The sequence below is a fragment of the Sphingobium sp. AS12 genome, from assembly GCF_019097845.1.
GTDB lineage: Bacteria > Pseudomonadota > Alphaproteobacteria > Sphingomonadales > Sphingomonadaceae > Sphingobium.
Genome location: NZ_JAHRGM010000018.1, coordinates 14,920 through 38,961, shown reverse-complemented (window position 1 = coordinate 38,961; position 24,042 = coordinate 14,920). Strand labels below are relative to the sequence as shown.

The 24,042-nt window shown below is 59.5% G+C and carries 20 protein-coding genes; 4 read left to right on the top strand and 16 right to left on the bottom strand.

The features are described from left to right. Positions 1-29: 29 nt before the first annotated feature. From KRZ98_RS07100 to KRZ98_RS07075, 6 genes are all read right to left on the bottom strand, one after another. Positions 30-2,045 (bottom strand): Atxe2 family lasso peptide isopeptidase, encoded by a 2,016-nt coding sequence (locus tag KRZ98_RS07100; protein WP_254798167.1) that lies wholly within the window; start codon positions 2,043-2,045, stop codon positions 30-32. Between the two features lie 17 nt (positions 2,046-2,062). Continuing rightward, positions 2,063-4,474: a TonB-dependent receptor gene (locus tag KRZ98_RS07095; protein WP_368389796.1), complete on the bottom strand. Its 2,412-nt coding sequence runs from the start codon at positions 4,472-4,474 to the stop codon at positions 2,063-2,065. 894 nt (positions 4,475-5,368) lie between these two features. Further along, positions 5,369-6,289, bottom strand: a complete 921-nt coding sequence (locus KRZ98_RS07090) for a nucleotidyl transferase AbiEii/AbiGii toxin family protein (RefSeq protein WP_217672953.1) — start codon at positions 6,287-6,289, stop codon at positions 5,369-5,371. Beyond that, a complete protein-coding gene (locus KRZ98_RS07085) occupies positions 6,276-7,094 on the bottom strand; it encodes a type IV toxin-antitoxin system AbiEi family antitoxin domain-containing protein (protein WP_217672952.1) in 819 nt (272 codons plus the stop codon). The genes KRZ98_RS07090 and KRZ98_RS07085 overlap by 14 nt, the downstream gene beginning before the upstream one ends. A gap of 187 nt (positions 7,095-7,281) precedes the next feature. Then, on the bottom strand, positions 7,282-8,322 hold the full coding sequence (locus KRZ98_RS07080; protein WP_368389795.1) for a FecR family protein: 1,041 nt from the start codon (positions 8,320-8,322) through the stop codon (positions 7,282-7,284). Then, positions 8,315-8,875, bottom strand: a complete 561-nt coding sequence (locus tag KRZ98_RS07075) for an RNA polymerase sigma factor (RefSeq protein WP_217672951.1) — start codon at positions 8,873-8,875, stop codon at positions 8,315-8,317. Before KRZ98_RS07075 ends, KRZ98_RS07080 begins: the two co-directional genes overlap by 8 nt. A 581-nt stretch (positions 8,876-9,456) precedes the next feature. On the opposite strand from KRZ98_RS07075, the gene KRZ98_RS07070 reads away from it, so the two are divergent. Next, entirely contained in the window at positions 9,457-9,813 is a 357-nt protein-coding gene (locus tag KRZ98_RS07070) for a hypothetical protein (RefSeq protein WP_217672950.1), read from the top strand. A 189-nt stretch (positions 9,814-10,002) separates the two neighbouring features. Here the strand turns inward: KRZ98_RS07070 and KRZ98_RS07065 are convergent, their stop codons facing one another. The 8 genes from KRZ98_RS07065 to KRZ98_RS07030 all read right to left on the bottom strand — a co-directional run bounded on the left by KRZ98_RS07065 (position 10,003) and on the right by KRZ98_RS07030 (position 18,600). Next, positions 10,003-10,854 (bottom strand): glycosyltransferase family 2 protein, encoded by an 852-nt coding sequence (locus KRZ98_RS07065; protein WP_217672949.1) that lies wholly within the window; start codon positions 10,852-10,854, stop codon positions 10,003-10,005. After that, entirely contained in the window at positions 10,851-11,441 is a 591-nt protein-coding gene (locus KRZ98_RS07060; protein ID WP_217672948.1) for an SAM-dependent methyltransferase, read from the bottom strand. Before KRZ98_RS07060 ends, KRZ98_RS07065 begins: the two co-directional genes overlap by 4 nt. Continuing rightward, positions 11,438-12,118, bottom strand: coding sequence for a PIG-L deacetylase family protein (locus tag KRZ98_RS07055; protein ID WP_188062263.1), 681 nt, complete (start codon positions 12,116-12,118; stop codon positions 11,438-11,440). Before KRZ98_RS07055 ends, KRZ98_RS07060 begins: the two co-directional genes overlap by 4 nt. Continuing rightward, positions 12,112-13,227: an acyl-CoA dehydrogenase family protein gene (locus KRZ98_RS07050; protein WP_217672947.1), complete on the bottom strand. Its 1,116-nt coding sequence runs from the start codon at positions 13,225-13,227 to the stop codon at positions 12,112-12,114. The genes KRZ98_RS07055 and KRZ98_RS07050 overlap by 7 nt, the downstream gene beginning before the upstream one ends. Then, positions 13,224-14,267 carry a glycosyltransferase gene (locus KRZ98_RS07045; protein WP_217672946.1) on the bottom strand — a complete coding sequence of 348 codons (1,044 nt, stop codon included), beginning with the start codon at positions 14,265-14,267 and terminating at the stop codon, positions 13,224-13,226. The genes KRZ98_RS07050 and KRZ98_RS07045 overlap by 4 nt, the downstream gene beginning before the upstream one ends. Beyond that, entirely contained in the window at positions 14,264-15,199 is a 936-nt protein-coding gene (locus KRZ98_RS07040; RefSeq protein WP_217672945.1) for a glycosyltransferase family 2 protein, read from the bottom strand. The genes KRZ98_RS07045 and KRZ98_RS07040 overlap by 4 nt, the downstream gene beginning before the upstream one ends. Continuing rightward, positions 15,192-16,346: a glycosyltransferase gene (locus tag KRZ98_RS07035; protein ID WP_188062267.1), complete on the bottom strand. Its 1,155-nt coding sequence runs from the start codon at positions 16,344-16,346 to the stop codon at positions 15,192-15,194. The genes KRZ98_RS07040 and KRZ98_RS07035 overlap by 8 nt, the downstream gene beginning before the upstream one ends. Before the next feature lie 76 nt (positions 16,347-16,422). Then, entirely contained in the window at positions 16,423-18,600 is a 2,178-nt protein-coding gene (locus KRZ98_RS07030) for a catalase (RefSeq protein WP_217672944.1), read from the bottom strand. A 262-nt stretch (positions 18,601-18,862) separates the two neighbouring features. Between KRZ98_RS07030 and KRZ98_RS07025 the strand changes: the two genes are divergently transcribed. Next, positions 18,863-19,609 (top strand): Crp/Fnr family transcriptional regulator, encoded by a 747-nt coding sequence (locus KRZ98_RS07025; protein WP_217672943.1) that lies wholly within the window; start codon positions 18,863-18,865, stop codon positions 19,607-19,609. Then, the gene (locus KRZ98_RS07020; protein WP_188062269.1) at positions 19,606-19,797 is read left to right on the top strand and encodes a hypothetical protein; all 192 of its coding nucleotides are present in this window, start codon (positions 19,606-19,608) and stop codon (positions 19,795-19,797) included. Before KRZ98_RS07025 ends, KRZ98_RS07020 begins: the two co-directional genes overlap by 4 nt. A 208-nt stretch (positions 19,798-20,005) precedes the next feature. On the opposite strand, the gene KRZ98_RS07015 is transcribed toward KRZ98_RS07020, so the two are convergent. Continuing rightward, entirely contained in the window at positions 20,006-20,500 is a 495-nt protein-coding gene (locus KRZ98_RS07015; RefSeq protein WP_119750729.1) for a nucleoside deaminase, read from the bottom strand. A gap of 349 nt (positions 20,501-20,849) precedes the next feature. Beyond that, positions 20,850-22,463 (bottom strand): methyl-accepting chemotaxis protein, encoded by a 1,614-nt coding sequence (locus KRZ98_RS24375; protein WP_217672942.1) that lies wholly within the window; start codon positions 22,461-22,463, stop codon positions 20,850-20,852. A gap of 508 nt (positions 22,464-22,971) precedes the next feature. On the opposite strand from KRZ98_RS24375, the gene KRZ98_RS23985 reads away from it, so the two are divergent. Continuing rightward, on the top strand, positions 22,972-24,033 hold the full coding sequence (locus KRZ98_RS23985; RefSeq protein WP_254798164.1) for an FAD/NAD(P)-binding protein: 1,062 nt from the start codon (positions 22,972-22,974) through the stop codon (positions 24,031-24,033). Positions 24,034-24,042 lie beyond the last annotated feature (9 nt).

Sequence of the window (24,042 nt, the reverse complement as noted above, 5' to 3'; positions counted from 1 at the left end):
CCTGCCTGCCCTCGCGCGACGCTGAGGGACTATTCTTTCTTGGGCCACGCCCTCTGCATATCCGCCCATCGTGATACCTCCTGTGCATCCGGGCCATTCCCGGCGGGTCGCTTGCCAAGTAGCCAGAAGTCGAACCAGCGAAGATTTCGGGCATAGAGACTGGCCCGCTGCGCTGGATGACGTTTGATATGGGCTTCGTCGGGAAAGACGAAGAGATCCACCGGGCTTGCTGCTGCCCGCAGGGCGTGCACGGCTTCTAACGCCACACGATATTCGCCATCCGCTGCCTGGATAAGAAGAGGAAAGGCAACATGGCTGGCATTGCGGCTGAGCGAGATATCCCGCCACATCGGGATATCGTCTTGCGGAGACGCAGGCCATCCGAGTGCATGATAATGGGCTTGGAGCGCAGGCCCCGATATCCAGGTCTGCGACGGCTCCCAGCAACAGCCACTCACTGCAGCCGCCCGAAACAGACGGCTGTGCAAGGCAGCGAACTGGACGGTGGTCGAACCATCGCTGAGACCGGTAATGCCGATACGGTCAGGATCGGCGATGCCGGCGTCGACGAGCTGGCTGACCTTGGTCTCGATCGCTGACAGGATACTGCGCCGCTCCACAAAATCCTTGTTCTGGAGGCGTTGTCGTTCGATCGACGCCAAGCCGAGGCCATAAAAAGGGGAGCGCGGCCGCTGGACGGTGAGGACCAGATAGCCTGCGCGTGCGAAAAGTTGCACCGGATATTCATCGCCTGTGCCGCCGCGCAAAAAGCCGCGGCTTTCATACTGCACAACGACCAGCGGATAGGCTTTGCCAGGCTGATAATCTGGCGGATAGGTGAGATCCCCGAAACATTCGATACCGCGATCATTTTTCCAGTTCAGCCGCTCGACCTGACCAAGGGCAATGGTATGAAAGGCAGGGTTGGGATCGAACAGAGTCGATGAGCGGCGTGTTTTGAGATTGATCCGTTCAAGCGTGCGTGGGCGCTTTGATCCTTCCCGGCCACACAGCACATCTTGCCCGAATGGCGCGCAGTCGATGAGCAGGTCTGTAGTGGCATAGAGGCGTCGGGGGGCGGCCGCACCCGGTGACCATTGATATATGGCCGTCGTCCCTTTTGCCCAGCCTTCGCGGCGCATATAGCCTATCATGTTCGGCGCGCTGAGCCAGGGTGTGCCTTCGATATCTGTGCATAGACTGCTTGCGCAGGTCAGGGTAGTGCGACCCGACTGCATGGCAATATGATATATGCCCTTGCTGTTGGGCACCATGATCGGTTCCGGTCCGTCATTGGCCTTAGGCGACAACATGGCTATTTCATCGCTGCTGGCTTTGTGAATGCTGCCGTCCGTCAGTGAGGCTGTCAGATGAAGATCGCCTGGCTTGCCGATGGGGAAGGGGCGACTGGAGAAGAAGGGAAAGCTGCGTTCATCATAATGAAAGCCCTGAAGGGCTTCATAACGGAGGATCGCCTGCTGTTGGGCTTCGTCCCGTATCTTGTAGACAAGCGCGGTGCCATCCTTGGTGAAGCGAAAATCTATGATATCCTGATCATTCGCCGCTATGGCACGCGCTTTGCTGCCATCGCGCCAGAGCCAGAGCTGAAGCTTGCCGTCCACAAATTTCAGAAAGCCAAGCGACTGGCCGTCGCTTGACCAGCGGGGCGTTATGAGTTTGGGAGAGCCCGTCGGAAAGCCGTTGGTGCCGTAGAAATTGTCGAACCGCCAGAAGGCAGCGCCTGGGCCGGCATCGATCAGCCGCGCTGAACCTGAAGCATCAATGACCATGATGCCCGTGCAATAGCTGTTGCTGTCAATGTCTGCGCGACGGATCGCCGCTGCAACACGTCTGTCAGGACCGACCGAAAAAAAGCTTCCTGTCTCGAGGCCAGCATTGGAGCCAAGATCGAGTGTCTCGATCAAATCCTTGTCCGTGACCGATCGCCTTTCGGTCTGCGCAGTGCGCGGCGCAAGGTTCGATTGGCAGTCGATTATGGCAGGAACGACCGGCGTTCCGGCCGCCCCTGCTGCAGCAATGCTCATTGCAAGAGATATGAGCATTACCAGGCCTTGGAAATAGTGAAGCTGACGAGCCGACCGATGCTTGAATAGTTAGTGGCGTCGAAATTGGGGCTGGCCGCGCTGGTCGTACGGATGAGCGAGGGCTTTTCGTTCAGGAGATTCTGTCCGGACAGCAGGAAGGACCAGCCCGACAGGAGCCCACTGCCTGCAGGCTGCCAATTGATCGTGGCGTCGATCGAATGGAAGCTTTCGACGTCATAGCTTGTAAGGGTACGGTTATCATCAGTGCCGCCGACATAATTATAGGCGAGCGTCGTCCCGACGGTGCCACGCCGCCAGTTGGCGCTGGCACGGCCACGCCAATGCGGCGGATTGAAGATCGTGCCGGCCCGCTCGATGATCGGCTGGTTGGCAGACAGCTGCTGATCGCTTTTGAGATAGCTAGCGCTCGCCTCCAGGCTGAAACTGTTGCCGCCTCTTTCGAAGTCATAGGAGGCAGAGGCATCGACTCCCTGGATATGCTGACGTGCCGCATTTTGCAGCTGATTGAAGATGATGGCCGCGAGGTTCGCTGGATCATATGCGCCGCCGGTCTGGTTCTGCACGCCAAGCGGCAGGTTGGCGGTTGCTGCAAGCACTTGTTCGAGCGTGGGGTTGAGCAGGATGAGGTTGGCATATTCGGCCTTGAAGGCCTGGCTGCTGTCTGCAATGGGCCGGATTACGCGGTTCCTGTAGCGCACATCGAAATAACTGGCTTCGAGGCGTAATCCCGCAATGGCCTGGGGCTTGAGTTCTGCCGTCAGCGTCAGGGTGGTCGCCTTTTCAGGTTCGAGGTCTTTGCTGCCGCCACTGATCTGGAGGACATTGCGGCTAGTGGGCGGAGCAGGCAGATAATAGGCAGGGAAGAGGAGGACACCCTGCCGAACGGTATTTTGCTGACTAAGAGTAGGCGCCTTGAAGGATTTGCCCCAAGCCCCCTTGAGCGTAAGATCGGCAAAGGGCTGGTAGCTTATGCCGACCTTGGGCGTCGCGAGACCTCCGATCCGGTCATAACGCTCGTAGCGAACTGCGCCGGACAATTGCAGGCTATGGATAAAGGGAATGGCATTGCGGTCCGCGACGAGCGGCAGGAAGAGTTCGCCATAGCCAAAGGTCGCGGTCTGGGAGTCGCGATAATTGAGCAGGGATGTCGTGGCGCTCGTCGTCACCCGCCGAATTGATGCCGCAAGGCCATTGGAACGTACGCCCGCGCCGACCGCGAGACGGGCGTCACCGCCCGGAAGAGCGAAAAGAGGGCCATCGCCACTGAACTCGGCCGACCAAAGATCATTTTTGTAGCGAACATGATTGGTCGCAGACGGCGTCCCGCCGGCATAGATGGTCGCGATAATCTGGCTGTCGCTGATGGCGCGCGTGGCGCGGGCGGTGGCCTCCCATCCGGCAGGCAATCGGAACTTGACCGAGGGGCTGATCGAATAGCCTTCGATATCAGGCCGACTGACGATGCCGCTCTGGGTCACGTCGGCAGTGGCGGTATAAGGCAGCGCCGCGCGAGAGCGGTGCCGATTATAATGGGCATCGATTTCGAATTCGACCACGTCCGCCAGCATCTGATGGCCCGCAAGCACCGCGCTCACCTGCCGTTGCGAGGGCAGGAGGGTCATGCTGGGTTGGCGGCTCTGTGTGTAGGAGCGCTGGGAAGCCGCAATGTCGGTGGCGTGGGAAAAGTCGCCTGCGACCATGAATCCGCCGCTTGTCCATCGACGACCCGTGACGGCACTGAGCTGCTTTTGCACATCGCCCCCGTCCGTAGCGGCGCCGATCCTGACGCTGTTGAGGAGTCCGTCAAAGTCGCGGCGCAACAGGATGTTGGCGACGCCGCCGACCGCATCAGAGCCATAGAGAGCTGACGCGCCATCTGCGACCACCTCGATCCGATCGATCGCCGCCAGTGGGATGGCAGAGATATCGATGCCCTGACTGACGGCATCATAGGCGACACGATGGCCATTCAATAAGGTGAGCGTCGCGTCCGCACCGAGGCCGCGAAGGTTGATCGTCGAGGAAACGGTCGTATTCTCCGACCCTGTCTGTACGCTTGATATCACGCCGGGATTTTGGCCGCCGGTAAAGTTCTGCGGAATGCTGCGGATGAAGGAGCCAAGATCGTAGTGGCCAAGCTGGGTGATCTTCTCACGCGAGGCGGTGATGACGGGAGAGACTGGCTTTGCGCCCCGAATGCGGGATCCTGTGACCGAAAGCTGGATGTCCGTCGCGCCGGTCACCGCCTCGCGCGACGGCGTGTCTCGCCCCCGTAATGTGATAGTGCGGTCGCGGATCTCGGCTGTAAGGCCCGAACGTGCGAGAAGCACGGTCAATGCTTCTTCGACCGTATAGGCGCCGGCGAGTGAGGGTGCGCGCTGACCTTTGAGCGATTTCGCGTCTGCCACCAGTTGATGGTCACTGGTCCGAGCAATCTCACGGAGCGCATCTGCAAGATCTTGCTCGGGAAGACTATAATAGGTGGATCGATCTTGCGCTGATACTGGCTGCGTTACTGTAAACATGGACAATGTAACGCTGCTCAGAAGGATAAATTTTCTCATACCCATGGCCTGCCCCTTTATTTATTTCTGCCCCGGTTCAGGGTTCAATAGGCCAGACGCAGGACCAGAATTTTGAAGGACGAAGTTCGCAACTATTTTTGCGCCGGTATGAAATCGCGAATTCGGCTTAAAACGGGCAATCCGAAGGCGAGATCAGTTGCCTGCCCATGTTTTCGGTCTGCCTCTGAGCGGAAAAGGAGCGACTGACGACCCAGCAGGCATATCAGAGCATATGGAGCGATTAGCAGCTGCTATCGGCCCGAATTCACCTTGTAAGGAGATGCAATGGGAATGAGGGAAAATGGCGATATCTGTCATGCGTTTGCATTCTGATCCGTCACAAGGTGTCGGGAGACAGCATCGTGCCGACCACAGCACGGATTGAGACGGGCATCGACGTCGGCGTGCAGGAACGCGCCGCCGCTGCATTTGCGAAAATGGGGCTTACTGTCTTGAATGCTTTGTGCATCAAGTAGGCCCGCACCGCGCCTCCCGTCCTCCCGGCTTATCCTTCCGGATCGAATGAAATTTTCCGGTAATGCGATCCTTGTGCTGACCGAAGGTCGAACAGTTCTCGATATACCCATTCAGGCCATCGGTTGATGCACGATAAATAGGCGATTGCCGACACAAATATTGGATGTGCGGTATGAGCGGTGCTGGCGTAAAACCAGGCCGGTGCGGGACTACGCGAACAGATGCGCGGTGGCAAAAGCGGCAGACCTATCGCCGCAAGGATCATTGCTTTGAAAAAACGCCCTCTAGCCTGTTGAGCAGATCTGCTCGGCGGCTCGCGGGCAGTTTGGCGAGATTGTGCGCCCGCCATTTCACCGCGGGAAGATCAGCCGCGCTAGGGACGCCCAGCAATGTCCAATCGGGTTCACCCTGTTTGAAACCAAGGAGGAAGCGGCGATGGGCATCAGGCATCTGTGCTACCATTGCTGTTATCAGCGCTTCGCGCGCGTCGATGAGTTCGGTCAGAGGCACGACCTCCTGCGTCATCCCATCAAAGCCGCGCCTATATTCGTCGTCGAGCGGCTTGCGGCTAGGCTTCAGAATATCGGCCATCGGACGGTTATGGCTTATTATGTAAACGAGGAAGGCGCGGCGCAGATCATCGCTTATCCCTTCATGGGCGAGGAGATCGCGTATGTCGAACAGGTCGCGCGGGTGCTGCCGGTCCAGCGCTGCCACGATCTTGCCTGCATAAAGATCGGCAAAGGAAACGACCGCTATGCGCGCATAGCCGAACTGCTCCTCGACAAGCGGCGACACATCCATCTCGACAGGCGCATAGACAGCGCCGCGCAGTACGGGCGTCACCTCGATCTTGATCTGGGCATGGGCTTGGCGGATGACCAGCTTGGTGATGGTACCCTCCTTCTGCAGGCGGCTGGGGGCGACATGGACATCGGCCATGGCGGCGCGGATTTTGTCGGCGATCCGGACCATCCCTGCATCGATCGCTGCGAGCGATGTCGCCCTGTCGGTGACCGGCAGATAGGTAAGATCAATATCGACGGACAGGCGCGGCATGTTCCTGACAAAGAGATTGATCGCGGTGCCACCCTTCAGTGCGAAGTCGGTTTCTTTTGCCACGAAGGGAAGGGCCCGCAGCAGCAGTGCAACCTGATTGCGATACTCTTCAAGAAAGGCCATCGAGATCCCCAGGCACGGTGATGAGATAGCTAGGGTCAAGCTTGCCGCCTTTGACGAGCATGCGCTTGCCAGCACCAAGATCGACTGCGGATCGGTCGATCCGATCAAGCCAGGCATGGCGATGGCGGTCGGCGAAGAAGAAGAAGAGCCGCTTCACCTTGACGCTGATGCACGAGGCTAGCTGCACCTGCAGGTTGCGGGGGCTGAGATTGGACAAACCTTCCATCACCATGTCGACCTGATGAAAGCTTTCATGGGCAGGCAGTGCGTCCAGTAGTTGAAAGAGGGCCCGTTCCGTGCTGGCAAGGCGAATGCCCCATTGCTGGAAACTGCCACTGGTCAGAAAAGCGCCGGGCAGGAACGGGACGGATTCGCCGTCATGTCTCGGTTCTGGGGCGGCAATGGGATCGTCGGGAAACAGGCGGCGGCTATTGTGCCAGTGAAAGGCAACGTCGAGCGGCAGGGCATCAAGCCAGCTTGGTGGTTTGCGGACGCCATAAAGATGAACCTCCCGCCTCTTGCTTAGATAATGGCTATATCCCAGTTCCTCCAATGCGCTGCGGCCGCCTACGACAAGATCGTAATCGAGGAAGGTCTGGAGGGAGATGATGGCGTGCTGCCAATGCAGGGGGCCGTTTCCGCGGCGATAGACGCGGGGACCAGGTTGATTGAGCCAGCCTGCCTTTACATATTGGCTGCGCAGGGACGAGGAATAGCCGCGCGTCTCCAGCCAGGCTGCATCGACCAGCGCGCCGTCCGGAAGCTCCTGGAGTCGGTTTAGCTTTCCTGTTTTTTGCGTAGCCATGCTAAGGATTTTAGCAGTAATTCAAACCAGCGTAAAGTTTGATTATGCGCCAAAATAGACAGTGATGCTTCGTATATGTTCGAAAATCTAAACCTCAGACGAACTCCTGCATCCGAAAATGAAGAAGCCGTCTGACAGCGGAGCGGCTTGCGCTATGCCTGAAGCGTTTGGCACTGCGGGGCGCCCTCTATCTATGCTCGACGAGGCGCAGGCGTTTGGGCTGCGACCTGTCGATCGTGAGGTCGAGGAAGATAGCGAGAGCTTGCGCAACCCGCTCTATGTTACGAATATCGATGTCGGCGAATATCTCGCGCTGGCCCATCGCTGGCGTGGCGAGCACGATCTTGGTCTCGCTATAGCTATTGGCTTCGGCAATAACATCGCTGATCGGGACATTATCGAAACTCTTCACGCCACTCACCCATTGCTGATCGGACGACTTGGCTAAGAGAAGGGCAATCGCAGGTGTTTGTCCAGCGTCATAGGCGAGGATGCGGCCAGGCTGGAGGCTTTGCTGCCTTGCCTGCCGTTCGTCGGCAACGCGCGGAAGCTGGACGATGATCTCGCCTTTTATGGGATTGATCCTGACGCCGGTGCGATGGGTGAGGTCAAAGCTGCCACCCTGGGCGATGATCCGGGTGCCAGAAGCCAGGGCTTCGAAACTGCGGCCGGCTTCGGGCGCGACAAGAAAGCGGGCGCGGCCGCGCTTGAGTTCGACCCGCCGCCCTCTGGCGTCGATCGCCACGAGAAGGAGCGTATCGGTGTCGAGAATGACGCTGGTACCGTCGGCGAGGCGCTCGGTGCGGACTTCGCCTATCCTGGTTTCAAGCGGCGTGCGGGCCTGGCTCGTGGCAATGAGGGAAGAGGATGTGCCTGTGCTTTGCCACCACAGACCGCCGGCGAGCAGGAGGCACAGGATTAAGGACGCTGCAAGGAGCAAAGGGGCCTTGTTGGCGCTATGGTGGCGAAGGGCGGCTTGGGTAGAGAGCTTGCGTTGCACGCCATGGACGTCCGTCGCAAAGCGCTTGGCATCATCCACGACATCTAGATATGCGGCGGTGCGGGCAGGGTTTTCTGCGGCCCAGGCAGAAAATGCGGCTTGATATTTGCCGAGCTTGTCAAGCGCCTTTGGATCAGGAACTTCGTCGGGATCGGCCATGACGAGGCTTGCCCAGTCGGCCGCTTCCTCTCTCTCTTCGGGCGTTATTGTTGCGGGCTGGTCAGTCACTGTCTGTCTCGCGATGGGCTGCAAGGAGACGCAACGCCTTTTTCATATGCTCCTGCACGGTCCAGAGCGGCACATTGCGCTCCTGCGCGATTTCGCGATAGCTTTTGTCGGCTATGCGGTTGGCGACGAAGATGTCGAGGGTTTCGGGCGAGAGCTGCTGGAGGATGCTCTGCCAATGGGCGAGCTCTTCGCGCGAGGCAAGCGCACGATGGGTGTCGATCTGGGCGACCAGCGTATATGTGTCGTCAAGTGGCGTGGACTTCTGGGCGAGCAGGGTCGCGCCGCGCGAGACGAAATCGCGCAGCAAATTGGTTGCGATGCGGGTGAGATAGGCCTGCGGGCTGGCGAGCGCATGGACGGGCGCGACCTTCACGAAGCGGGCGAAGCTCTCCTGGGCAAGTTCGTCGGCATCCGCCTGATTGCCAAGCTGGCGCGCGAAGAAGCGCATAAGGCGGGGCTTCTCCCTTTGATAGAAGTCCGGGAAGCTGAACCTGCCGGAATCTTTGTGTCTTCTTGGATCGCATAGACGATCCTCGCTTCTGCCTTGGCCCATTCGTCGCACCTATGTCCTCTCGGGGCGACGGCCAAAGCCGGATGTTAGTAACCTGGCATACACACAGGCGCATGCGCCTTTACCGTTGCCGGCTGGACATGCGCGCATGCCACCCGGCCTCAGTGAAACTGTGACCGAGCTGTATATGCAGAGGTTACTAAGCCCCGCTTCCGCGCTTTCAGCGGAAGCCGAATCAATTTGCCGGAATGACAGGTGAGTGCAACCCAAAAGAATGGATTTGTGACGTTTTGCGAGGGGGGAGTGAGCGGTGGTTAGGCGGCTGCCCGCGTGCCGCGGGCATCGTGCTATTACCGAAGCGCCGTGCCGCCGCGCCGTCCGGGCTTGGCTGCGCCGATCGCGGTCCGTCGGTCTGTGATCGCTGCCGCAGTGGGGAGGGCGGGGGATTGCCGGAAGAGAAGGATTGTCGGGAGGTAGGTGCGCCCGGTGCGGTGGTGTCTTTACACATCGCGTCTTAACTCGCTGACTGCGATGATTTGTCCGGGCAGGTTCTGGTTCGAGAGGAGAAGGGGAAGGATGGGTGTCCCCGGAAGGGGCATGAGTTTCATTCTGGAGTTCCGGCTATGTCCTTTCTGATCGCGCTAGGTAGAATTTTGCCCAAGCTGATTTTGACCATACGTAATCTGGCGAGTGATGCTGTCTGCTGCCGACGTATCGAGCGCTATCTTAAAAAGAGCGAATCCGAGGGGATGGCCGAACCGATTGGGGGCGGGGGTGGTGAAGATGGCGCGAGGGTCAGGGCGGGGCTTGCGCATATGGAGCCGCTGGCCTGTGGGATTCTTCTGCTCATTGTCGGGCGACGGATGAGTGCGCGGCAGGTGTCGCGGTGCATAGGGATGAGCGAAGAACGGGTTTGCCGACATTTTAAAGCTGCGCTGCGGCGGGTCGCAACACTACGGGAGGGTGGCGAAGGTGGCTGAGGTGGGTTCTATCTGCTGGTTGGTGGAAGATGTCAGGTACGATATGGGCTGTTTTTCGGCCGGGTTTGGGACATTTGCGACTGTCAGCTTCGGAATCACAAATCGCGGTAAGCTGACACTCACGCGCGCAAATCCGAGTCTCTTTATCATTTCGTCGCGCGAGATACACGGGCGCGGCGGCGCTCTATTTCAGGGCGAACCCGGCGGCGACATTCGCGCATGCTTGATTTCGAGGTCGCTTGGTTGGCGAAGCACATGGATCATGTCCCCGCAACGTCCAATCAAACCCGCCTTCTCGAAAGCGTCGAGCCATCCTTCCATCGGCCATATTTTCCAACGCGCCCGAAAGAGGCTGGCATGGCGGACGATGTCGTTCAGATGCTGGAGCGGGGGGTCGAAAATGTCGTGATACTGATGAAAGGCACCAGCGCCGCCCATGAATAGCAGGGGTAAGCCTGCCGCACGCGCGCGGAAACCGAAGTCGGTATCTTCACCACCATAGCCGATAAAAGCTTCATCAAACCCGCCTAGATCAGAAAATCTTTGGCGATGCAGGGCGAACGCCAGCGACCAGAACAGACCGGCATTCTCCTCTTGGCGCACTCCGTTTGCCGGGAATTGTCGAACTGGATGCCCCTGTGCGCGCGAAAGGAGATCTGCTTCCTCCCATTCGCCACGGGCATCGTCAGGGCCAAGATAGCGTATGTCAGCGCAGATCAGCGCGTCATGGTCGTTCAGGCATTGCGTGATCGCACTGGTCAGCGCGCGCATCGGGATGCAGTCGACGTCGAGGAACAACAACATGTCCCCGCTGGCCGCGCGTGCGGCTGAGTTCCGGGCTGCCGCGAGTGGCAGTCCGGGACCATCGAGACGCAGGATCTGAATCGGAAATGGCGCTTGTTCGGCATTGATCGGCGGTGTGCTGGCCATGTCGACGATGATGAGCTCGTCGGGCCAATGCGTGCTGCGTCGCAGACCTTCGATCAATTGTGCCAGATGGGTCGACCGATCCTTGACTATGGTGAGGACACTCAGAGTCATGCGTGCGCACGCCACAGATCGAGGCGATAGTGAGGCATGCGCTCTGTGGTGATGACAGTGATTGCAAGGGCGAGAGCGGCCTGCAATTTTATTACCGCATCATCGCCGCTCTGGGGATAGTCGGTTTCGCCGGTCCAATGGACGAGCAAGATATCGCCGCCGGGCGCTATATGGGTCGCGATCCACTGGGCGGCGCGGCTGATATCGTGGGCATCCCAATAATAGGCGACTTCGGACAGGATGATAAGGTCGAAGGCGCTGCCTATGGGTGCTCGTCCGGGAAAAATCATCCGGCCGAAGGAAACATGGTCCAATGCGGCACAGCGCTCGCGCGCTGCTTTTAACGCAGTTTCGCTGACGTCGATCGCCAGCAATGCGTGGCATTGGGTTGCCAGCGACTGTGTCAGGACACCTTTTGCGCATCCAATCTCGAAACCCAATTCGTAGGTTCGTCCCGCCAGCGCGCCGATGCTATGGGCATATTTGTCCCGCTCATAGGCGCTGCTTTCCAGGTCCCAGGGATCGTCGGTCCCGCGATACATTGTCTCGAAATAATCGTGACCCAGGCTGGTCTTGTGCCGCTTCATTTGGTTCTCCGCAGGTAGAGGATATCGCTGGCGGGCATGGCACGATGTGAGGCGGGCAGTCGGAAGCCGGGACCGTGGGACGCGCTAAGCTGGCTGCGGTGCGCGGCCAGGGCGTAACGGCGTTGTCCGCGCAACATGGGCGCGGTGTGCAGCATCCGATGGGTGCGGGGATCAGGGGCTTTCGACCAGACGACATATTCGGCGACGACCAGCCTGCCGTTGGCCCGTTGCCCCACTGCATAGGCCAGCTGCGCGGCGGCCTGATGGTCGCAATGGGGTTCGTGGCTGGCGGTAACGGCAAGGACATCGACCTGCCAGCGACGGCAAAGGGCGCTCAGCCGTCGGGTAGCCCGGTCGAAAGCCGGATGCCCCGGCGGAGCGGGAGCAGCATCCTTCCAGGCAAGATGCAGCGGTAGCTGGCTGCGGCTACCGGTCAGGCGGTGCAAGGCGGCGGCGGCTTCGCGCTTGCGGCTGCTGACCAGTTTCCCCGACCGGCCTTGCGCGGCCTCATGCGAGCCCGACCCGTCGGTGAGATAGACAAGACCCGCCAGTCGCCCCGCCTTCGCCGTCTGCGCGATGAGCGCGCCAACCCCCAGCGTTTCGTCATCGGGATGCGGCGCAAGGACCAGCCACCGCAGCGTTCGCCAGGGCTTTGCCGACAAAGAAAGGCCTACCACAATGCGTCCTCCACGCCCCAGGCATCATGGTCGAGCCAGGCGAGTGCAGCCTGATCGCGGGCATAGTCGGGTCCGCCCTGCCGCAGATACAGGCTGAGGTCGCGGATGATCTTGTCGATCCGTTCGCCGTCAATCGCACTGCGCGTGCCGGTGATGCGGGCGGCCAGTTCCATAACGTCCAAACCCGCACGCTCCACTACGCCGCGCGTCATGCGGGCGAAGGCGGGGCCATCGCCATCGTCACGTGCTGCCCTGAGCGCACATTCGCGGACCCAGAGATAGGCGGTGCGGGTCGCGGCAACCGCATCGGCGAATTTCGCGCGTTGCAGCGGATCGGCGCGCGCCGCATCAGACATGGCGAGCCGGATTTCGGTCAACAGCGCCTCGATCCCGCCCAGTTGCACAGCGGTAAAGCGCCAGGCACCCGTGGTGAAGCGGGGTTCGCGATCATAATCGCCGGGCTGGCCAAGCAGGTGGGACGGATCGACCGCCATGCCCGTCAGATCATAGAGGCCACTGCCGGTCGCCCGCATGCCCCTGACGCGCCATTGCGACAGGTCGGTCCGGGCGGGATCATCGGCCCGTACGACGACCAGTCGCCGTTCGCCCTCTTCGGGCTGCGCAGTGATGACGGCATAGGTAAGGCTGCCAGCGCCGGTCGCGAAAGACTTGCGGCCATCCAGTGCCGATTGGCGTAGCTGTACGCCCGGTTGCGGTTCGGTGGCCCACACGCCGTAAAAGGCACCCTGAGCGAGATTTTGCCCCAGATCGGCCTTTTGCGCGGGAGAGCCAAACCAGTCGAACAGCGCGAGCGCGTTGACATGGCCTTCATAGAGCCGCCCGACGCTCAGGTCCGCGCGACCAATGATCCGCAGGACGGTCATCAGGCACTGGTTCCGGGCGACGGCATCGTCAAAGGCCTCGCCGCCGCATTCGAGCGGGGCGAAGGTGCGATGGAGATCCGCAGCGACGAGCGCTTTCATGCTTTCCACCGGAAAGATCGGCGCGGCATCATAGCGGCTGCCGAGCGCGACAAGGGTGGAGGTGATCGCCCCGGCGCGCACGATCGGGGTGTCGATGCTGGAACGGGGATGGCGGGACAGGGTCATGCTACAGGTTCCAGTTCATCGACCGCAGCGGCAGCCATTGTCGCGAGCCAGGTTGCTGCTGCATCAAGCCCATGGGAATGGTGCAGGCGTTTGCGGGCGTGAGGCGGCAATGACTTTGCCTGACGGATCAAAGATGGCCATTGGTCGGGGGACGGCCATGTTTCGAGCATGATCGCAGCGCCCAGCGCGTGCAGGGCGCGCGCCGTTGCCCGTTGCTCACCATAAGGACGGTCCTCCGGGATGCAAAGGAAAGGACGATCGGCGGCGAGGACTGCGTTCACCAACCCGTCACCGGCCGCGCCGATGATCAACCCGGCGGAGGCGATTTCACACGCCGGATCGTCTACCCATCCGGCCAGAGCGAGATTGGCGGGTTGATCGGTCGGCGCAGTTGCGGGGCCGATGACGCGCCAGTGCATATCCGGGCAGGCGCGTGCGGCCTGTGCGATCGCTGCGCCATCGCCGGGCGGGCCGCCCCGACCGATCACTATGAGAATATGGTCGTCCTGCCGGGGATGCTCCTGAGCAGCGGCAGTAATGCCGGGCAGATAACGTGTCTTGTCCCTGATCCACGCAGGCGTCGATGGCATCTCCAACTCATGGTGAAACGGTGCGACCAACGCCGTAGCACCGCGAAAAGCGTCGAGATGCGCCGCGTCGCTGCGTTCGCCGTTGAGCCGCACATAGACGGTGCGGACCGATGCCAGGCGCGCCAGCATCGCAACTTCGACCGAGACATCAACGACCATCAGCGCAGGGCGCTCCGTTGCGATCCATTGTGCGATCCGCGCCACGCGCGACCGCACGCCTTCATGGCCAATGGGCGCATAGTGCAGGGCGGCGGGGCGTGAGGCCGTGTCGTCCATCCCGTCGAAGCGACCGGAAACGGGTCGGTCATCGGCAAGGTCAATTCCTGCCGCGCCCAACCCTGTACCCAGCAGGACGATCGGCCAGTCGATGGCGGTGGCAATTGCCTCCGCCCGCGCGCGATGACCAGCGCCATGATGATGGACATAATAGCCGAGCGGACGGCGGGTCATGGCTGGAGTTCCAGCATCATGTCGTGCGGCATCGGAGGCAGTAACGGTTCCTGACGGGCGATCAAAGCAGCGCCATCGGGCCGCGCACGCAATTGCTTGCGCCAGTGCGCTCGCTCTCTCCAGTGGGTGAAGGCAGGTGCCATGGGCGAGATGTCATTTTCGGCGCTTTCGAACAGCGTGTGCATCGCAACTGCCATGCCGCCTTCCGCGCGTCCCTCAAGACGCGGCGAGACGCGAGTGTAAACCGTGACGGGGTGAACAAGGCGCGCGCCGCGGGCAAGCGCCGCCAATACAAGTGCGCGGTCCTCTCCGCTCGCTATGGCCGGAACGCCGCCGCAGGCCAGATAAAGCTCTGCCCGGATGGCGAGCGATGCGCCGGTATGATCGCCGTGGCGGGGCGCGGGATCCCAGGGCAGAGGATCGATCGCATCCTCAATGGCACGGACGGCGGCCCAATATTCGTCCCATGCCGTGCGCAGCCGATGCACGGGCGGTGGCAGAGGTTCATCGCTATCGATGTCGATCCGGCCGCCAACCATGTCGGCACCACGCGAAAAGGCAGTCGCGATATTATGCAACCAGTCTCTGGGTGGGCGGCTATCGGCGTCCGTACTGACAAGGGCAGCGTTGTCCAGCGCGGGCAGAATGCCAAGGCCTGTGTCCATCGCGATCCGCCGGGCTGATCCGGCGTGCGCCTGTTCCGGCGCGAAAGTGCGTTCGACTATGTGGACGTCGAGCCGTCCGGCATGACGATGACAGGCAGCGTCGGCAACGGCGCGGCTATCATCAGTGCTGTTGTTGATGGCGATCACAACTGGAAGCGCACCGGGCCAGTCCTGCATCGCCAGCGCATCCAGCAATATCGGCAACCGCGCTGCCTCGTTCCGCGCCGGGACGCAGACGCACAGGGTCATGGCGATGGTGTCAGCCATGGGAAGCCGATCTCTGGTCTAGCGACGCATGGGACGGGAGTGTCGAGGGAATCAAGTGGATTGACGCCGTACGGTCGGGACGGGAAGGTGCCGCAGCCCTGTCGATCTGCCGCAGATAAAGCGCTTCATAATTATCGACCATGCGTTCGGCATCGCACATTTGTTCGGCCCTGGTGCGGCACGCGCTGCGGTTGAGCTTCAGGGCCGACAGCGCAGCGCTGGCGAGCGAGGAAACGTCGTCCGGGGTCGCAAGCACCCCGCATGTTGCATCCAATATTTCAGGAATCGCGCCGCGTGCAAAGGCCGCGACTGGGACGCCGCAGGCGAGCGCTTCTGCAACGACAAGGCCATAAGGTTCATCCCACATAGGGGTGCAGAGGAAGGCCCGCGCACCACCCACAAGCCGGGAGAGTTGCTCGTGCGCGAGATGCCCGACGTGGATAATATCCTCGCCCAGCGCGGGCGCGATCTGTGTCCGATAATAATCTTCGTCAAGTTTTGGCCCCGCAATCCTGAGCGGAAGGCCGACCAGCCGGGCTGCCTGAATTGCCAGATGTAATCCCTTTTCCGGGACGATACGGCCGTACCAGACCAGATAGGGATCTGCAGCGGGCTCGGGATGGAACGCAAATTTTTGCAGGTCGATGCCGTTCCATATCACCGCGTCGCTATGGGTGACATGATTCCACAAAGCGGCAACCGAGCGGGACACGGCCGCGAAACTATGGTTGCGCGCCACACAAAGGCGGATACCGCTCTCCAGCCAGCAGAAGGGCGGCGTATGCAGCGTAGTGACCATCGGCATGGGCAGGCTGTCGGCCATCGCGACGGGCAAATAATGCAGCGAATTATTATGGATGATGTCGAAATTGCGATGGCGCAGGTCGTTCATCAGACTGAGATAGGCGTGATGCTCACGAAAGAAGGGCACGTCGCTCGCTTCTGTCGTACCCACCGTCTGGATCGCGGTTTCTGTACAGATCGCTTCCAGGCCGATCCCCGGTTCCGATCGGGAAGAGGCGAACAACGTGACCGCATGGCCACGATCCCGCAGCGATCGCGCCAGCAAATGCGTGTGCATTTCCAGCCCGCCGGCAAAGGGTTCGGCAATCGGATGTTTGAGATGGGCGATGATGCCGATCCGCATTGAGTATGATCCTGTCATGCGCGTGACTGGGGATGGGGCTAGACCATCCCTATAGATTGAGATTGAAACCCCGCGATCAGGCGACGGGCTGGGCGTCCAGATCGACCGCCAATTCGCGCGGCCAATGGCGCAATGCCCGGCAGGCAGTCAGGAAAGCGCCGGCATCCTTAGCTGTGGCCAGCGGCAGGCAGGCCTCGTCCAAATCATCGGCTATCCCCGCTTTTTCAAACAGCGCCTGGGCTTCAGCGGTTAGGCCGATATATTTGCAATGCGCAAAGGCATCGGTGACGAAATCCTTGGCGGCCGCGTCGATTGCCAGCAAAGCAGCGCCCTCCTCAGACGCCACCACGGCAACGGCGTCGAACAGGACAGAGGGACCGCCGTCAATCTTCTGTTTGGCCGCAACCGTTGTGCCATCCGACAGGGTTACGCCGCCAATCTTGGGAGCGACGACCTCGTAAACCGCGCCTTCCTTGTCGACCGCTTTAACCAGCGCGTTGAAGATCGCGGCTTCGGCACCGTCGGTCAGCAGGATGCCAAGTTTGCGCCCCTTGAAACTGTCCGGTCCGTTCTTGAGGATGCTGAGCGCATCGGACGGCGGCAGGTCCATCATCGTCGGGCGCGCTGCCTGCGCCGGTTCAGGCAAGGCAAGGCCAAGTCCTTCGGCTACAGTCTGTGCCAGCGTAGCGTCGATATTGAGCAAGTGAGAGACCGTCCGCGAACGGATATCGGGGCGTTCGACCTTGCTCAGTTCAAAGACGATGGCATCGCCGATATGCTTCTGCTCGGTCGCCGTCTGGCTGTTGAAGAACTGCCGCGCCTGGCTGTAATGATCGGCGAAACTTTCCGAGCGAACCCGTTGCTTGGGACCGTCAGCCTCCTGCGCGTAACTGGTGAAACCGCGCACCGGGTCTTCGCGCGGGCCACCTTGTTCGGCACCCCAACTATTGGGTTCATAATTGGCGCGACCCTTAGGATTGCGCATCGCCATATGCCCGTCCTGCTGGAAATGGGCCATCGGACATTTGGGTGCATTGATCGGCAAATGGGTGAAGTTGGTGCTGCCCAGGCGCTTGATCTGGGTATCGAGATAGGAAAAATTGCGGCCCTGAAGCAATGGATCGTTGCTAAAGTCTATGCCCGGCGGGACATTCTGGGTCATGAAGGCGACCTGTTCTGTCTCGGCAAAGAAATTGTCGACGACCCGGTCCAGTACCAGCCGCCCGACGATGCAGACCGGCACCAGTTCCTCCGGGATCAGCTTGGTCGCGTCTAGCACGTCGAAGTCGAAGCTGTCGGCGAACGCATCGTCGAACAGCTGGACCCCCAGCTCCCATTCCGGGAAGTCCTCGGCGTTAATGGCGTCCCACAGGTCGCGACGATGGAAATCGGGATCGGCACCGTTGATCTTGACCGCCTCGTTCCACATGACCGACTGCAGGCCCTGTTTGGGCTTCCAGTGGAATTTAACGAAGGTCGATTTGCCGTCGGCATTGACGAGACGGAAGGTGTGGACGCCGAAGCCTTCCATCGTGCGCAGCGAGCGTGGGATGGCGCGGTCCGACATCGTCCACATGACCATATGGAAGCTTTCGGGCGTCAGGCTGATAAAATCCCAAAAATTATCATGTGCGGTCTGCGCCTGCGGGAAGTCGCGGTCAGGCTCCGGCTTGGCGGCATGGATCAGGTCGGGGAATTTGATCGCGTCCTGAATGAAGAATACCGGGATGTTGTTGCCAACGATATCCCAATTGCCCTCCTGCGTATAAAGCTTCACGGCAAAGCCACGCACGTCGCGGGCGAGATCGGCCGACCCCTTGGAGCCGGCAACAGTCGAGAAGCGCACGAAGGCAGGCACGCGCTCACCGACCCGCTGGAGCACATCCGCACGCGTGACGTCGCTCAGGGATTCCGTCAGTTCGAAATAGCCGTGCGCACCGTAGCCGCGGGCATGGACGACGCGCTCAGGGATGCGTTCATGGTCGAAATGGAACATTTTTTCGCGGAAGTGGGCGTCCTCCAGCAAGGTGGGGCCACGCGCGCCCTGCTTAAGGCTGTTTTGATCATCAGCGACCGGGATGCCATGTGCCGTCGTCAAGATTGCGACATCCCCTCCTGCAACCTGATGCGTTTCGCCACCTTCTGCCTGCGGTTCGGCAAAGCTGTTCGAAATAGTTTCCGCGGGCGCAGTTGGGGGAGCCTTTTTGGCCGTCTCGCCGGAGACTTTATCGACGGTGGAGGGAGACTTGGCCATGGGGCATCCTCATGCACGAGAGACGTGCCGGACGCAGGTCCAGCACATTGGGAGTGATGATCGAAAAAAATGCGAATTCCCGATCATCACTGGGAACCCGCGACATTTGTGAGGAGATAACCCGCCGCTCTTCAGCAAGTTGCGCGGACCGGTCCAAAACTAATGTGCATCATAGCGATTTATTTCTGGCGGCTGGATACCGCGTCGCCACGGACCGTTGCTATAGTTCAAAGCCAAGTCTTTTCACTATGAAGGGCCGATATTGTTTACGGACAAATTTCTTAGGGATCGTCGCGGCGTCGAACTGGATGTTCAGGAACGCGCTGTCCTGGAAAAAGCCATTTTCGAGATACGAACGATAGATGCGCGCAAGACTGTCGTACAGGCTGGCGAAACATTGTCCGTGAGCATGTTGCTGCTGGAAGGCTTCATGTGCCGCTATCTGGACGATCGGGAAGGGATGCGCCAACTCGTCGCCGTGCAAGTGCCAGGGGATTTTCTGGACTTGCACGCCTACCCGCTCAAAATATTGGATCATGATGTCGCCAGCCTGACAGCAGCCACAATTGCGGTCATTCCGCACAAGGCGCTGGACGAGATTAATGCGGCAATGCCCGAACTCACACGCAAGCTGTGGTTCTCTACGCTCCTCGACGCGGCGATGCATCGGGCGTGGCTATTCCGCCTGGGGCGGCTGGATGCGGTCGGGCGCGTGGCGCATTTTCTGTCCGAAACCAATGTCCGGCTGGTTTCAGCCGGCCTCAGCGATGGAACGCGTTTTGCCCTGGGAATAACGCAGGCGGATATTTCGGAAATCTGCGGTATAACGAGTGTCCACGCCAATCGCGTGCTGCGGCAATTACGGGAAGAGCGGTTGTGCATCTTTCGCTCCTCGCTAGTGGAAATTCTCGACGTCGAGGTTCTGGCCCGCAGGGGCCAGTTCAATCCTGCCTATCTCTACATCGAAAATAAATCCGGTCGCCCGGACATCGAAAGGCCAACATCATGATACCCCCAGAAGATTCCGGTGTTCAATCGCTGCCCGGTAAGGCGAGCGTGGAAGAAGGGCTTGTCCTGCTGGATGGGCCGGATGGTGTAGCCGTCACCATGACAGCGTATGCCGCATCAGAAACTGGCAAAAGTCTACTCGAAGCGGCTCGACTGATTGAAGAAAAATCGGATAATGAAAAATTGTAAACAGATCTTCGTACCATAATTTTAATATTACATGTGTTAAGCCAAATTTCGAAAACAATTCTCTATAATATACCGTGCAGCATTTGGTTTCTCGAAATGGCAGACCTCCCGCTGCTAAGTTGCAAAATCGCCGATACACGTCGTTCTAGGATGTCCCGCTCTACCCCAAATTATACGTTTTCATGCAATCATGCCAAGTTGCTGCTGCCTATATGTTACCTTGCATCTCGATCGGCACGTCATCGTCCGGCTTGAAGTATAGAGCCGCGCATTGTTTCTTTAGGCAGCCTCCCTCTAACACCAAATCCTCGCGCCAAGCATCCTTGATGAAATCCATCGTATCGAGATGACGATCTTCGAAATACATACGGTGTACATCGTCCCGCCCCGCGCCGTAGACAATGCGCCCGACCTTTGCCCAGACAGATGCCATCGTGCACATCCCACACGGCTGTAGGGTAGAATAGAGAGTGGCCCCCCTCAGATCCATGTCGCCGTGCACTTTGCCGGCTTTCCTGAATGCCATCATCTCCGCGTGTGCAGTAGCGTCACATAGCTCCTCTGTTTGGTTGATTGCTCGTGCGAGAATTTTTCCATCCAGCACAATAATGGCTGCAATCGGCGTATCCTGGGGAGATTTGCCTTTGCTCATTGCCAGCTTGATAGCCTGCTCCATCCATGCCTTGTCCGTCTCATGAGTCATAATATTTGCGGTCCATCGTCTGCTGATCGATATTGACGATCTTGAATGGCGACAGTTCCATAAAGCAACGGTTAGCGGTGACGGACTTTGTCATTCACAATGAAAAAAGCGACTGTCGGCTATCTGGAAAGCGAATTTCTACCGTAAATGGCTGTAATGGGTCGACGGCAGACCGGTTACGGTCACCCTCTCGCGACAATCGCATTCATCTCATACATTCGCCATGCAACTCTGTAGAATTTCCTAGCCTTGCGCAACTTGTCGAGCGTGATGAGAGGGTGGTGGTCGCAAAGGCCGCCTTGCTCCAAAACGAAATGTCATGACGCACGTCTGAATTGGCGATTCAGTTTTAAGCGGCGCGCAATTCGGACAATAGCTGTTCCGTTGCATGTCCCAAGGCGGTCGCGCGCGTGACAATCAGGCTGGTCGCATCAGCAACATCGGCGGTGAGTAAACGCGTCCGTTCGGCCCGCCGCGCGGTGTCGGCTACATCGGTATGCAGGCTTTCGGTTCCATCGGCGGTTTCATCGGCAGAGAGTCCAATCAAAGCGGCCACGCGCTGCTGCTCGATCACCGCTGCAGTCACCGCACCCGCTATTCCCGCGACCTCGTCGACATGGCCAACTACAGCAGACACGCTTTCAACCGCGTCGGCGACACGCTCCTGAATCGCCGCTACACGTCGTGCAATATCACCCGTTGCACGCTGCGTTTGCCCGGCCAAAGTCTTCACCTCGACCGCTACGACGGCAAATCCGCTACCTGCCGCGCCAGCACGTGCAGCCTCGATAGTCGCGTTCAGAGCCAGTAGATTGGTTTGTCGCGCAATCTCCTCGATCAGAGCGACGATGTTGCCGATACTACGCGCATCCGCAACGAGTGCAGAGAAGGCGGCCTGGGCACCTGTGGAACGCCCCGCAGCGGCTATTGCAAGAGCAGCCTGTGCATCGACCTGGGTTCCGACCTGGCCAACCGAGTGGCCAAGCTGTGCTGCGGTATCTCGCATGACCTGTGCAGCCTGCTCAATCCGGTGTGCGACACCGGCGGTTCGACCCGCCGCATTCGCATCCGCGACGCTGATCGCCGCGAGTGATGTGGTTGAATGTTGCGCAGTCTTCGCGGCAGCTGCCAACGCCGAGACGGCGTCCGCCACCGTCCGTTCAAATTGGGCGGCCAAGGCTGTCATTTCCTGTCGGCGATGCTCAACAGCGACGCTGTTTGCCCGTGCTTGGGCGTGATCTTCGGCGGCCGTCAGTTGCACCCGCGCGGTCTCCGCATGCAATGCCAGCTGTTCATGCTCGCGAGACACCGCGACAAGATCGTCATTCGCCCGGATCGCCTCGGACGAAGCACGCGAAATCGCGAGAATGCTTCGCGCGAACAGCGCAATGAACACCGTTAGTGCAACCAACACTTCGGAAGGCACTTTTGCGATCAGGAACATATCGATCACGGCCATCACCAACCATCCGGCGATGAACCCGATACTGGCCTGGGGCACTGTCGCCACATTAAGCGCGCCGATGCATACAACGCCGACCAACGTACACGATATCAGCAATTCCCAATCCGCTGGCGTCTCGTAGATCGCTGCACCCAGCAATATTCCCCATGGCAGCGCGGTAACGAAGCTGACCACTGTCAGCCGTCGCACGCTATGCTTAGGATTGGGATAGCGCCAGTTTGCCCGCCGTTCTCCACGCCACGCCAAAAGGTTGTAAAACGATAATGCGATCAACAGTGTGGCCGCAGTCACTACCCCCCATTTATGGCCCGTGTCTGGGAGTGCGAAAGCTAGTAGAAGCGCAACGGTGACGGTTCCAACAAATGTCGCAGCATATCCCTCGCGGGCGGCACGCAATTTCCCCTCGAGTACATGATCAGGAACATTCGCGGCTGTTCTGAACCGAGCGAGGAACACCTTTGTCGCAAAAGCTGATGAGAGAAAATTATTTGCTGACATGGAATACGATAATACAACAATGCTCTACATCGGGTTAACGCTGTTAAATGGGCTAGCGATAGCTGTTCGCAAATTATCGTTGATTTATCATAGGGCCTACGCTCCGAACCAGGCTTTTGCCCATGGGCCATTCTTGATCGCACAAGATTTGAAAGCCGCCTGTCCGCATTTGGAACCTGGAAATTCGCGGTTGAATGGCGATAGAGGGTCGGTTTTGCCACGCGCCGGACGCTGCGTAGTGGCTAGGTCGCCATTCATCGGTGCTGCTGCGTACGACAACTCTCGACAAAAATAGATGTCAAAAAGCCTTGGAGATTCAGCGCTGACAAGGAAATCGCGAAAAGGCTCATTCTTCGTCGGCCTCAAGGTCTGGCGGTGTTCTCGATTTGCAGTGGCCAACGGTATCTTAAAGGTGTGTAGGACAACTACGTCACCGGCGGCGAGATGACTTTTTGATGTGCCGTGCTCTGAGATGGCACCACCCCAGCATCTACGCGTTCATAGCCGAATGACCGCATCCATTGCCTTTGTCGGCGCCGGACCGACCACCCTCTATACGCTCACGGCGTTTGTTGAGCATGCAGCCCGCCCCGCGAGGATCACCATCTTCGAGCAGCAGGCGCGCGCCGGTCTCGGAACGCCCTATCGACCAGGGTGGAACGATCCCGCCATGCTCTCGAACATTGCGAGCGTTGAAATACCGCCGTTGTGCGAGACGCTTCTTGCCTGGCTCAACCGTCCAAGCCGCAAGCGGCTCATAAGTTTGGGAATCGATCCCAGGGATGTTGATGACCGCGCTTTCTACCCGCGCGTTGCACTGGGGCGATACTTCCTCGACCAGTTCGACATGCTCGTGGACGAGGCGCGTGCCAAAGGGTTCATCGTCGATATTCGAACCGGCCACCGCGTTCCGGACATGTCTGTCCAGGGCAACTGCGTTCAGCTGGATATTGAAGGGGAGGGCGAGGACATAGCCGACAATCGTTTCGACTTCGTCGTCATGGCGACGGGCCATCAGTGGCCGGAGGAACCCGAGGCGCGGCCTGGCTATTTTCTCAGCCCGTGGCCAGCCTCCGCGCTCAAACGGCTCAATGCCGTCAATGTTGGCATTCGCGGGAGCTCTCTGACGGCGATCGACGCAGTCGTCGCTCTGGCCACCGCGCATGGCGCATTCATCGAAGGTACGGATGGCAGTGTTGAATATCGGATTGGGGCGGGATCGGAAGGACTTGCGTTGACGATGATGTCGCGCAAGGGGCTGCTGCCTGAAGCTGATTTCCACCATCCGATACCCTATGAGCCGCTAGCCTTTTGTGCGCATGAGGCGATCGGAACGCTGATCGAGGCTCAGCCAAAGGATCTTCTGGAGCAGGCCTATGCGCTCTTCAAGAAGGAACTGGCGCACACCGATCCTGCATATGCCGATCATGTCAGGTTGGCCGATCTGGCTTTGGAAGATTTCGCGGAGCGCTTCTTCGCCGACCGCGCGGACGCTGATCCGTTTGAATGGGCCGCCACGAATCTGCGGGAGGCGCAAGCCGATTTCGACCAAGAAATCACCGTGCCCTAGCGCTACGCG

What these genes read in the sequence shown, in the direction of transcription:
- KRZ98_RS07065 (WP_217672949.1), bottom strand. Translation starts at nt 10,854, where the DNA reads ATGACTCTGAGTGTCCTCACCATAGTCAAGGATCGGTCGACCCATCTG.
- KRZ98_RS07015 (WP_119750729.1), bottom strand. Translation starts at nt 20,500, where the DNA reads ATGACTCATGAGACGGACAAGGCATGGATGGAGCAGGCTATCAAGCTG.
- KRZ98_RS07090 (WP_217672953.1), bottom strand. Translation starts at nt 6,289, where the DNA reads ATGGCCTTTCTTGAAGAGTATCGCAATCAGGTTGCACTGCTGCTGCGG.
- KRZ98_RS07045 (WP_217672946.1), bottom strand. Translation starts at nt 14,267, where the DNA reads ATGACCCGCCGTCCGCTCGGCTATTATGTCCATCATCATGGCGCTGGT.
- KRZ98_RS07040 (WP_217672945.1), bottom strand. Translation starts at nt 15,199, where the DNA reads ATGGCTGACACCATCGCCATGACCCTGTGCGTCTGCGTCCCGGCGCGG.
- KRZ98_RS23985 (WP_254798164.1), top strand. Translation starts at nt 22,972, where the DNA reads ATGACCGCATCCATTGCCTTTGTCGGCGCCGGACCGACCACCCTCTAT.
- KRZ98_RS07035 (WP_188062267.1), bottom strand. Translation starts at nt 16,346, where the DNA reads ATGCGGATCGGCATCATCGCCCATCTCAAACATCCGATTGCCGAACCC.
- KRZ98_RS07030 (WP_217672944.1), bottom strand. Translation starts at nt 18,600, where the DNA reads ATGGCCAAGTCTCCCTCCACCGTCGATAAAGTCTCCGGCGAGACGGCC.
- KRZ98_RS07060 (WP_217672948.1), bottom strand. Translation starts at nt 11,441, where the DNA reads ATGAAGCGGCACAAGACCAGCCTGGGTCACGATTATTTCGAGACAATG.
- KRZ98_RS07050 (WP_217672947.1), bottom strand. Translation starts at nt 13,227, where the DNA reads ATGACCCTGTCCCGCCATCCCCGTTCCAGCATCGACACCCCGATCGTG.
- KRZ98_RS07100 (WP_254798167.1), bottom strand. Translation starts at nt 2,045, where the DNA reads ATGAGCATTGCTGCAGCAGGGGCGGCCGGAACGCCGGTCGTTCCTGCC.
- KRZ98_RS07075 (WP_217672951.1), bottom strand. Translation starts at nt 8,875, where the DNA reads ATGGGCCAAGGCAGAAGCGAGGATCGTCTATGCGATCCAAGAAGACAC.
- KRZ98_RS07020 (WP_188062269.1), top strand. Translation starts at nt 19,606, where the DNA reads ATGATACCCCCAGAAGATTCCGGTGTTCAATCGCTGCCCGGTAAGGCG.
- KRZ98_RS07085 (WP_217672952.1), bottom strand. Translation starts at nt 7,094, where the DNA reads ATGGCTACGCAAAAAACAGGAAAGCTAAACCGACTCCAGGAGCTTCCG.
- KRZ98_RS07070 (WP_217672950.1), top strand. Translation starts at nt 9,457, where the DNA reads ATGTCCTTTCTGATCGCGCTAGGTAGAATTTTGCCCAAGCTGATTTTG.
- KRZ98_RS24375 (WP_217672942.1), bottom strand. Translation starts at nt 22,463, where the DNA reads ATGTCAGCAAATAATTTTCTCTCATCAGCTTTTGCGACAAAGGTGTTC.